Source organism: Mesorhizobium sp. M7A.F.Ca.CA.002.09.1.1, assembly GCF_003998555.1.
GTDB classification, from domain to species: domain Bacteria; phylum Pseudomonadota; class Alphaproteobacteria; order Rhizobiales; family Rhizobiaceae; genus Mesorhizobium; species Mesorhizobium ciceri.
In genome coordinates this window covers 1-1,436 of record NZ_RZRR01001158.1, presented here as the reverse complement: position 1 = coordinate 1,436, position 1,436 = coordinate 1, and the positions used below count along the sequence as shown (strand labels likewise).

Annotated in this window: 1 protein-coding gene and 2 pseudogenes; all 3 read left to right on the top strand. The window is 64.1% G+C overall.

What is annotated here, in order from left to right:
* A pseudogene (locus tag EN994_RS31310) lies at positions 1-256 on the top strand (ABC transporter ATP-binding protein); the annotation flags it as partial.
* A gap of 25 nt (positions 257-281) precedes the next feature.
* A complete protein-coding gene (locus EN994_RS31305) occupies positions 282-1,331 on the top strand; it encodes an ABC transporter permease (RefSeq protein ID WP_224621515.1) in 1,050 nt (349 codons plus the stop codon).
* Positions 1,331-1,436: pseudogene (locus EN994_RS36525) on the top strand (ABC transporter permease); the annotation flags it as partial. The gene EN994_RS31305 and the pseudogene EN994_RS36525, both read left to right, overlap by 1 nt.

The following is a 1,436-nucleotide window of genomic DNA, read 5'->3' as shown; positions in this document are numbered from 1 at the left end:
CGGCGCCAGCGCCTTCACCCGCCAGACCATCGTCGACCTCAGCCGCGCCGGCGCGGCGGTGCTCGTCGTCTCCGAAGAACTCGACGAGCTGTTCGAGATTTGTGACCGGCTTCTGGTGATCTGCCAGGGGCGCGTGTCACCGCCGCTGGTACGCAAGACGACCGACCGCGAAGAGGTCGGGCTGCTGATGACCGGTCGAACGATGAGCACGGATCAAATGGCAATTGGGAGTGGCGACGTTGCGCTTCAGGATTGAACAAAGGCCGGAGCCTTCGGCAACAATGCGCGTCGCGGCGCCGGTGCTGGCGTCGGTTTTGACGCTGGTCGTCGGCTCGATCTTTTTTGCCTCGCTCGGACACGATCCGCTGCCGACGCTCTACGCCTTCTTTGTCGAGCCGTTGAATTCCCTCAACGGTTTGTCGGAATGGCTGCTCAAGGCTTCGCCGCTGATCCTCATTGCGTGTGGGCTGGCTATCGGCTTCCGCGCCAATGTCTGGAACATCGGCGCCGAGGGCCAGTTCACCATGGGCGCGATTGCGGCGAGCGGCGTCGGTCTTTTCTGGCCGAACCCGGACAGCGTGCTGCTGTTGCCGTTGATGTTCGTTGCCGGCATGGGCGCCGGCATGGCATGGGCGGCGATCCCTGCCTTCCTGCGCGCCCGCATGAACACCAACGAGATCCTGGTCACGCTGATGATGACCTACATCGCGACGCTGTTCCTGTCCTATCTCGTGCATGGACCGTGGCGCGATCCGGCCGGTTTCAACTACCCGCAGACGGCACTTCTGCCGACAGCCGCCCTGTTCGAATCCTTCGACCCGGCCTATCGGCTCAACCCTTCGATCTTCATCACCGTCGTCGCCGTGTTCGTGATGTGGCTGTTCACTGACCGCAGCTTCCTTGGCTACAAGATGTCGGTGAGCGGAGCGGCACCGCTTGCCGCCCGCTATGCCGGCTTTCGCGAATCTGCCGCCGTCTGGATCGGGCTGATGGCGGGTGGTGCGGCCGCCGGCATCGCCGGCATGGCGGAAGCCGCCGGGCCGCTCGGCCAGCTCTCGCCGCAGATTTCGCCCGGCTACGGTTTCGCGGCCATCATCGTCGCCTTCATCGGCCGGCTGAACGCCTTCGGCATCGTGCTTGGCGGGCTGTTGATGTCGCTGCTTTTCCTCGGCGGCGAAGGCGTGCAGATGACGCTGGGCCTGCCCTCGGCGCTGACGCGCATCTTCCAGGGCATTCTTCTGTTCTTCCTGCTCGCCGCCGACTTCTTCATTTTTTATCGCATCCGCCTGATACGGCCGGCCCGAGACACGCACGCGCTGGAGACAGCCTGATGGACTTGATCATCGCCATCTTCACCGGCACCGTCATCGCCGCCACGCCGCTGATATTCGCGGCACTCGGCGAACTGGTGGTCGAGAAGTCCGGCGTGCTTAACC